Annotated in this window: 9 protein-coding genes and 1 pseudogene; 2 read left to right on the forward strand and 8 right to left on the reverse strand. The window is 75.3% G+C overall.

The annotated features are described in order from the left end of the window. Both AC3ET3_RS35485 and AC3ET3_RS35490 read right to left on the reverse strand, forming a co-directional pair. Positions 1 to 853, reverse strand: an 853-nt coding sequence (locus AC3ET3_RS35485) for a lytic polysaccharide monooxygenase auxiliary activity family 9 protein (protein ID WP_435613675.1), incomplete at its 3' end; no start/stop codon positions are given. A 170-nt stretch (positions 854 to 1,023) separates the two neighbouring features. Further along, positions 1,024 to 1,158 carry a hypothetical protein gene (locus tag AC3ET3_RS35490; RefSeq protein ID WP_432138527.1) on the reverse strand — a complete coding sequence of 45 codons (135 nt, stop codon included), beginning with the start codon at positions 1,156 to 1,158 and terminating at the stop codon, positions 1,024 to 1,026. 141 nt (positions 1,159 to 1,299) lie between these two features. Between AC3ET3_RS35490 and AC3ET3_RS35495 the strand changes: the two genes are divergently transcribed. Then, entirely contained in the window at positions 1,300 to 1,911 is a 612-nt protein-coding gene (locus AC3ET3_RS35495; protein ID WP_435613676.1) for a class I SAM-dependent methyltransferase, read from the forward strand. A gap of 47 nt (positions 1,912 to 1,958) precedes the next feature. On the opposite strand, the gene AC3ET3_RS35500 is transcribed toward AC3ET3_RS35495, so the two are convergent. Then, a complete protein-coding gene (locus tag AC3ET3_RS35500; RefSeq protein ID WP_432138525.1) occupies positions 1,959 to 2,459 on the reverse strand; it encodes a ribonuclease FAU-1 family protein in 501 nt (166 codons plus the stop codon). Beyond that, positions 2,440 to 3,372, reverse strand: coding sequence for a GNAT family N-acetyltransferase (locus tag AC3ET3_RS35505; protein ID WP_432138524.1), 933 nt, complete (start codon positions 3,370 to 3,372; stop codon positions 2,440 to 2,442). Before AC3ET3_RS35505 ends, AC3ET3_RS35500 begins: the two co-directional genes overlap by 20 nt. Before the next feature lie 130 nt (positions 3,373 to 3,502). Here AC3ET3_RS35505 and AC3ET3_RS35510 point away from each other — a divergent pair, with 130 nt between their 5' ends. After that, a complete protein-coding gene (locus AC3ET3_RS35510; RefSeq protein ID WP_432138523.1) occupies positions 3,503 to 3,898 on the forward strand; it encodes a GntR family transcriptional regulator in 396 nt (131 codons plus the stop codon). Between the two features lie 283 nt (positions 3,899 to 4,181). Here AC3ET3_RS35510 and AC3ET3_RS35515 read toward each other — a convergent pair whose 3' ends face one another. From AC3ET3_RS35515 to AC3ET3_RS35530, 4 genes and pseudogenes are all read right to left on the reverse strand, one after another. After that, positions 4,182 to 4,949 carry a DUF72 domain-containing protein gene (locus tag AC3ET3_RS35515; protein WP_432138522.1) on the reverse strand — a complete coding sequence of 256 codons (768 nt, stop codon included), beginning with the start codon at positions 4,947 to 4,949 and terminating at the stop codon, positions 4,182 to 4,184. Between the two features lie 15 nt (positions 4,950 to 4,964). Continuing rightward, positions 4,965 to 6,062 (reverse strand): DUF5925 domain-containing protein, encoded by a 1,098-nt coding sequence (locus AC3ET3_RS35520; RefSeq protein ID WP_432138521.1) that lies wholly within the window; start codon positions 6,060 to 6,062, stop codon positions 4,965 to 4,967. Positions 6,063 to 6,213: 151 nt separating this feature from the next. Further along, positions 6,214 to 7,014, reverse strand: a complete 801-nt coding sequence (locus AC3ET3_RS35525) for a polysaccharide deacetylase family protein (RefSeq protein ID WP_432138520.1) — start codon at positions 7,012 to 7,014, stop codon at positions 6,214 to 6,216. Further along, a pseudogene (locus AC3ET3_RS35530) lies at positions 7,011 to 7,641 on the reverse strand (hypothetical protein); the annotation flags it as partial. The gene AC3ET3_RS35525 and the pseudogene AC3ET3_RS35530, both read right to left, overlap by 4 nt.

Here is a 7,641-nt window from a genome sequence, read left to right on the forward strand (position 1 = left end):
GGGCCACCACGACCGCGGACGCCGCGTCCGAGGCCGGGGCTTCGGCGTCCGGGGTCCCGGTCCGGTCCCCGGACGCCCCGTCAGCGGCGCGGCCGGGGTCCGTCGTCGTGGTCGCGTCGTCGTCCCCGTGGCCGTGGTGCTCGATCGTCGACTTGTCGGCGCCCGCCTCGATCTGCTCCTCGGACGGTGCGGAGGCGGCCGGCGCGGAGCCGTCACCGGATCCGAACACCACGTCCGAGCAGGAGTAGAAGGCCTCCGGGCTGTCCGAGCGCTGCCAGACCGCGTACAGCAGATGACGGCCCGAGCGCTCCGGGAGCGTGCCGGAGAAGGAGTAGAAGCCGCCCGTCGCGACCGGGTCGACGGCCGTCGCCACCGGGTGCTGCAGATCCAGGTCGGACCAGGCGAGCGGCCGCGTCGGGTCGTAACCGGCCTTGGTGACGTACACCTTGAAGGTGCCCTTGTGCGGGGCCGTCACCCGGTACTTGAACGTGTACGAGCCGCTGCTCACCCCGGTCGCCGGCCAGTCCGCGCGGGCCAGGTCCAGGCCCTTGAAGGCCTCGTTGCCCGCGCTGCACAGCCTGCCGTCCGGGATCAGCTCCCGGTGGCGACCGCCCGCGTCGCCGATGCGGACACCGTTCCAGTCGTACAGCGCCTGGGTGCCGCCGGCCGCGACCGCCGCGGCGCAGGCGGCGGACTTCGGGCTCTCCGGCCCCTCCGCGTAGCACTGCGCCACCCGGCTGACCGGGTCGCCCATCGAACCGTGCGCGGCGGCCGGGGACGCGGCCAGCGCGGTGAGGGCGAGCGGGGCGAGGCCGAGAGCGGCGACGACGGCGGCCGTACGGCGTGCGGGCATGGGGGAACTCCTCGGAGGCGGTCCGGCGGGTGTGAATCCCGTGGGGGCGCACCGAAAGTAGCCCGCCAGGACCGCGAAATCGCCCGCCTGAAGCGGGCGATGGAGATCCTTATGGTCGCGTTAAGGAACCGCTGAGCCTGACATCAGACAACCCGGGGGAGGCGCGCCGCTCAGCCGTCAGGCCACCAGGTGCGGGCGATGTCCTTGCGGATCTCGGGGCGGCCCGCCGGACGCTCGTCGACTTCCTCGCGGACCTTCTGGCGGTCCGTCTTCTTCAGGGGCTTCTGCACGGTCACACGGCGCATGGCTGCCTCCTTCAGGATCCACCGGGTTCCGCGTTCTCACGGAGGTAGACCCGTTGCAGGAGAGTTCCTCATCGAGCACCGATCTGTCAGTGGCCGTTGTCACGATTCGTACAGTCAGTGGTGGGTGTCACCCTGTGGCGCATGACGTACGACTGGGACACGGCCGCGACCGCCTTCGACGACGAACCCGACCACGGACTGCGCGAACCGGGGGTGCGCGCCGCCTGGGCGGACCGGCTGCGCCGCTGGCTGCCGGGACCTCCCGCCGACGTCCTCGACCTCGGCTGCGGCACCGGCAGTCTGTCGCTCCTCGCCGCCGAGCAGGGACACCGCGTCACCGGGGTCGACGCCTCGCCCGCCATGCTCGGCCTGGCCCGCGCCAAGCTCGCCGGGCATGACGCGGTGTTCCTCCTCGGTGACGCGGCGGCACCACCGGTCGGCGCGCGCCGGTTCGACGTCGTCCTCGTACGGCATGTGCTGTGGACCCTGCCCGAGCCCGGCCGCGTCCTGCGCCACTGGGCCGGGCTGTTGCGTCCCGGAGGCCGGTTCGTGCTGGTGGAGGGGGTGTGGGGCGACACCGACCCGGTCGGCGTTCCGGCGGACCGGCTCACCGCCCTGCTCACCTCGCTCACGGACCGGCCGTGCGTCGAGTGGCTGTCCGACGACGCACGGCTGTGGGGCGGACCGGTCACGGACGCGCGGTACGCCGTCGTCGCGGACGTTCCGGGCCACGGCGCGGAGCCCACGGGCTGACCGAGGGCCCACGGTCGGGCCCGGGCCGGGGCCTGTTGTGAAGGTCCCTAGGCGAACAGGGTCCCGAAGCGCTCCCCGCGCGCCAGGGACTCCAGTTCGTCCAGGGCGGACAGCGCGGCGGACGCGGCGTCCGGGTCCGACCTGAGCAGCCCGCTCTCCTCGAACTCGTCCTCGTCCAGCCGCCGTACGTCCTCGCCGTCGGCGGAGCGCCACAGGTCCAGGTCCAGGTCCTCCACGACCAGCTCCGCGCCGGACAGGACGGCCGGCCGGGTGATGTCGCAGTACCAGCCCTTCACCGCGCCGGCGGCGTCCCGGACCTCCTTCACCGAGTACCACCGGTCCCGCCAGTAGTACTCGGTGAACACGTCGCCCGGCTCGAAGCGCACGAAGCCGAAGTCGCGCGTCCCGCCGCCCGCCCAGGGCGCGCGGACGGCGATCCGGGTGCCGTCGTCCGCCAGCAGCCGAGCCGGGTACCGGATCTTGGTCCGGCCGGCCTTGACGAGGACGACGTCCACCGTGCCGGACCGGTCAGCCGAGTTCGCGGACATGCCGCACCTCCGTCGCACGGATCTCGTACCCGAACCACCTGTTGATCGCCAGCATCGGCCCGTTCTCCGCGTCGTTGCCGGTGTACGCCTGCGTGTACCCCGCCGCGCGGGCACGGAGCAGGGAGTGCGCCTTGGCGAGTTTCGCCAGACCCCGGCCGCGGAACGCGCGGGCGGTGCCGGTCATACCGCTGAGGTAGCGCGTGGCCCCGTCGGTGTAGGCCAGGGTGAAGGCGGCGGGACGGCCGTCGACGACCGCGACCGCCGTCAGCTCCGGGTCGACGAGCGGGTTCCTCCAGCTCTCCGCGAGCCAGGTCTCGTAGTCCGTGAACTCCGAGGGCAGGTCGCCCGGTTCGTCGGACACCGTCTCCGCGTCCAGCCGGAACAGCGGGCGCGGGTCGTCCGCGTAGTCGGCGGCCGTGCGCAGTTCGACGCCCGCGGGCAGCGGGTCGGGCAGCGGTGGCAGCGCGGCGCCGGCCAGGTCCAGGGAGAGGAAGTGCGCCGAGCGGCTCGGCCGGTAGCCGCGCCGCTCGGCCCAGGCACGGTCGTCCGGCGTGTCCAGCACCCAGGCGTACACCTCGGTCACCCCGTGCGCCGCCAGGTGCTCCTCGCCGGCCCGCGCCAGCAGCGAGCCCGCGCCGCGTCCGGTACGGGCCGGGTCCACGTACACGTTGACCGAGCCCCTTCCGGGCTCCGGGCTGTCATGGGCGACCCGTACCTGGGCCGTCCCGATGATCTCGCCGTCCTCCTCGGCGACCAGCTTGCGGGCGTGGGCGTCGGGATGGGTGTGGGCGTGCTCGTGGCGCAGGGACGCCGGGGTGGACACCAGGTAGGGCAGCGCGCGGCGACGGGTGCCGAGGAAGCCCTCGGCGTCGGCGGGCACCTCGGGACGGAGATCGCGGATGATGACGGTCATATGCGCGGACGGTACGGCGGGCGGATGCTCCGGTGCCTCCCATTTTCCGGTGCCTCCCCACCCTTTTCCGGTGCCTCCCCACCCTTTTCCGGTGCCTCCCCCTTTCCGGCGGGTGGGGGAGAATCGAGGCGTGACGTTGAAGATCCACATCGATGAGGGCGCCGCTCCGCCGTACGAACAGGTGCGGGCGCAGATCTCCGAGCAGGCCCGGTCGGGCGCGCTGCCGGTGGGGTACCGCCTGCCGACGGTGCGCGGGCTGGCGGAGTCGCTGGGGCTGGCCGTGAACACGGTGGCCAAGGCCTACCGCGCGCTGGAGACGGACGGGGTGATCGAGACCCGGGGCCGCAACGGCACGTTCGTGGCCGCCGCGGGCTCGGCGGCGGAGCGGGAGCTGGCCGCTGCGGCGCAGGTCTACGCGGAGCGGGCTCGGCGGCTGGGCCTGGGGGAGGAGGCGGCCCTGGCCGCCGTACGGGACGCCCTGCGGGCGGCCCACGAGGCGGACCGGGCGGGGCGCGGGACCGCCTGAGCAGGCCGGGACGGCCGACGCCCTGGCCTGCCCCGTGAGGGCTCTCGGGGCGGCGGGCGGCGTAGCCGTGAGGGCCCGGGACGGTGGGCAGCCCAGCCGGGGTTCCGCACTGGCGGGGCGGCGGCGCCGGGGGAGTGCCCGGACGGTGGCGGGGCGGCGGCGCCCGTGGCAGGCGTCGCGGTCGGCCGAGCGCCGTCGCCGTGGGAGGGCGGCGCTCCACGGCACGCGAGCGCCGTGTGCGTGTGCGTTCCGTGCCGGGGCCTGCGGTGGCGGTGCCGCGCCGTCACGTGAGGGAGGCCAGGGCGGTGCGGGTCGGGTGCAGACCCACTCCGGGGGCAGTCCGGGCGAACAGGCGCGCGTTGCGGACCGCCGCCCCGCCCGGGTCGTTGTTGAAGTACGCGTAGACGTCCGCGTCGTCCGGCCAGGTCGCCGCGATCCGCAGCAGCCAGGTCGCCAGCGCGCGGCGGCCGTAGCGCGGCCACGGCTGGGCGATGCCCTCGTGGAACCGGACGTATCCCCAGTCGGCGGTGCGCCACAACGGGCTCGCGGGGCGGGCGCGTACGTCGGCCCAGCACAGCGCCGCGCCGTGGAGCTCCAGGACCGACCGGACGGCCGGGGTCCACCAGGAGGCGTGTCGGGGTTCCACGGCGACCCGGACACCGGGCGGGAAGCAGGACAGACAGGCGCTCAGCAGGCCCGCGTCGGCGCGCAGGGTCGGCGGCAGCTGGAGCAGGACGGGACCGAGGCGCTCGCCCAGGCCGGACGCGTGGCGCAGCAGCCGGCCCACCGGCTCCTCGGGGTCCCGCAGCCGTTTGATGTGCGTCAGGTAGCGGCTCGCCTTGACCGCGACCACGAAGTCCGCCGGCACCCGCTCCCGCCATGCCTCGAAGGTCTCCCGCGAGGGCAGCCGGTAGAAGGCGTTGTTGATCTCGACGGTGGCGAAGTGCGCGGCGTACACCTCCAGCCACCGGCGCGTCGGCACCTCCGGCGGGTACAGGACGCCCTTCCAGTCCTTGTACTGCCACCCCGAGGTGCCGACGTACACAGGCATGCCTCCATCAAAGCATCACAGGTACAGCCCCGCGTCCGTGCCGGTGCGCGGCTCCGGCAGCGCGGTGGGCGAGATGCCCCGGCGCAGCGCGTACAGCTCCGCCAGGGTGGCGCCGTCGCGGCCGACGCCCTCCTCGGTGCCGAGCCAGCCGACCGCCTCGGGCCGGGTCAGCGGGCCCACCTCGATCCGGGCCAGGCAGCGGCCGGGGCGGACCACGGCCGGGTGCAGGCGCTCCAGGTCCTCGTTGGTGGTGACACCGACCAGGACGTTGCGCCCCTGGCCGAGCAGGCCGTCGGTGAGGTTCAGCAGCCGGGAAAGGGCCTGCCCGGCGGTGTGCTTGGCCTCGCCGCGGATCAGCTCGTCGCAGTCCTCCAGGAGCAGCAGCCGCCAGCGGCCCTTGCCCGTGGAGTCGTCCTCGCCGATCGCGATGTCCATCAGGTAGCCCACGTCGGAGAACAGCCGCTCCGGGTCGAGGACGCAGTCCACCTGGCACCAGTCCCGCCAGGAGCGGGCGAGGGTGCGCAGCGCGGAGGTCTTGCCGGTGCCGGGCGGGCCGTGCAGCAGGAGCAGCCGGCCGGCGATGTCCTCGGGGGTCGTCGCCATCAGGCGGTCCATCGCGTCCGCCACCGGCGCGGTGTAGTTGGCGCGCACCTCGTCCCAGGTGCCCGCGGAGATCTGCCGGGTCGTGCGGTGCGGGCCCCGGCGCGGGGAGACGTACCAGAAGCCCATGGTGACGTTCTCCGGCTGGGGTTCCGGCTCGTCGGCCGCGCCGTCCGTCGCCTCGTTCAGCACCTTCGCGGCCAGTTCGGCGGTGGTGGCGGTGACGGTGACGTCGGCGCCCCGGTTCCAGCGGGAGACCAGCAGCGTCCAGCCGTCGCCCTCGGCGAGGGTGGCGCTGCGGTCGTCGTCGCGGGCGACGCGCAGCACCCGGGCCTGCGGCGGCAGCAGGGTCGCGCCGCTGCGGACGCGGTCGATGTTCGCCGCGTGCGAGAACGGTTGCTCGCCCGTCGCGAAGCGGCCGAGGAACAGCGCGTCGACGACGTCGGACGGCGAGTCGGAGTCGTCGACGGTGAGCCGGATCGGCAGAGCGTCGTGTGGGAGTGCGGCAGCCATGCCGCCCATGATCGGGCACGTGGGCCCCGTCCGCACCCGGTTTCCGAGGTGTGCGCGGTGTGTCGCGCGTGTCCCGTACGGCCGGCCGTGGCGCCGTACCCGCCGGGCGGCGCACGGCGGGTACGACGGGCCTGTGGGACGTGCGGGGGCGTCAGCCGAGGGCGTCCGCCGCGAGCCGGACCGTCCGGCGGGTCCGGCGGACGACCGCGTAGCCCTTGGTCAGGGCGCGGTCCACGGCGAAGGCGCGGGCGACGGCCCGGCCGGCGAGGAGCCGCTCGAACTCCTCGGTGGTGGTGCCGCGCCGCACCGTCACCCGCCGCAGGGCGTACGGCCCCTGCGGGCGCCGGGCCAGGGCGTTGCCGACGGCGAGCGCCTGCGCGAAGCCGTTCTCGCGCACCGCCGCGCGCACCCGGCGGCTGGAGTAGCCGTACGGGTACGCGAACGACACCGGCAGGGCGCCCAGTTCGTCGGCGACGATGTCCCGGCAGCGGGTCAGCTCGGCGCGCAGGGAGCCGTCGCCGAGCTGGTCGAGCTGCGGGTGGGTGTGGCTGTGGCCGCCGATCTCGACGCCCGCCGCGGCCAGTTCCCGCACCTGCCGCCAGTCCAGCATGGTGTCCAGGCCGCGGCCGGTGTCGTAGGTCCCCCTGATCCAGCCGGTGGAGACGAACAGCGTGGCCGGGAAGCCGTGCTCGGCCAGCACGGGCAGGGCGTGCCGGTGCACGCCCGCGTAGCCGTCGTCGAAGGTGATCAGCACCGGGCGGGCGGGCAGCGGCCGGCCGGCGCGCCACCGCGCCGCGAGGGCGGCGGTGGTCAGCGGCGTCAGGCCGCGGTCCGCGATCAGCGCCATCTGCGCGGCGAACGCCTGCGGTGTCACCGACAGGGCGCGGGTCGCCTCGCTCGGCACGGCGGAGACCGCGTGGTACATCAGGATCGGCACCCGCGCGTCGCTCATCCGCTACCCGCTCCCTCCACGAAGTCCACGCTGCCCGTGCCTGCCGTGCCTGCCCGGTCGCGGTCGTCCGTACCCGCGCCGCCGTGGTCGCCCGCGCGTGCCCGGCCGTGGTCGCCCGCGCGTGCCCGGCCGTGGTCGCCCGCCGGGGCCGGCCGGGGGACGTCCGCCCGGGCCGGCCGGGGGACGTCCGCCCGGGCCGGTGGTGCGCCGGCGGCGTCCCCGGCGAGTGCCCCGGCGGCTCTCGCGCGTTGTGGGGCGGAGCTGCCGGTGTCATCGCCGGTGTCGGTTCCCGCGTGTGCGAGTGCGGGCCCGGTACCGGCGTCGACGACGCCGGCCACCGCGGCCGGCCCGGGGGCGTGCGGTGCCGGGGTCGCCGTGCGCGGTGTCGGGACCGCCCCGTCAGCGGGGCGGTATGCCGGGGTCGGCCGGTCGGACGTCCCGGCCGTCGTCTCCGCCGCCGGAGACGTTCCGTCCGCATCGACCCGGGACACCGTCTCCGGGTCGATGCGGACGACGGTGAACGTGGTGCCGGCGCGGCGGGCCCGGAGGGTGCCGACCAGATAGCCGCCCGCCGCCGTGAGGACACCGGTGACGATGGCGGCCGCGCGGCGGGGGGGGAGGAGACGG

The organism is Streptomyces sp. bgisy159 (genome assembly GCF_057707805.1).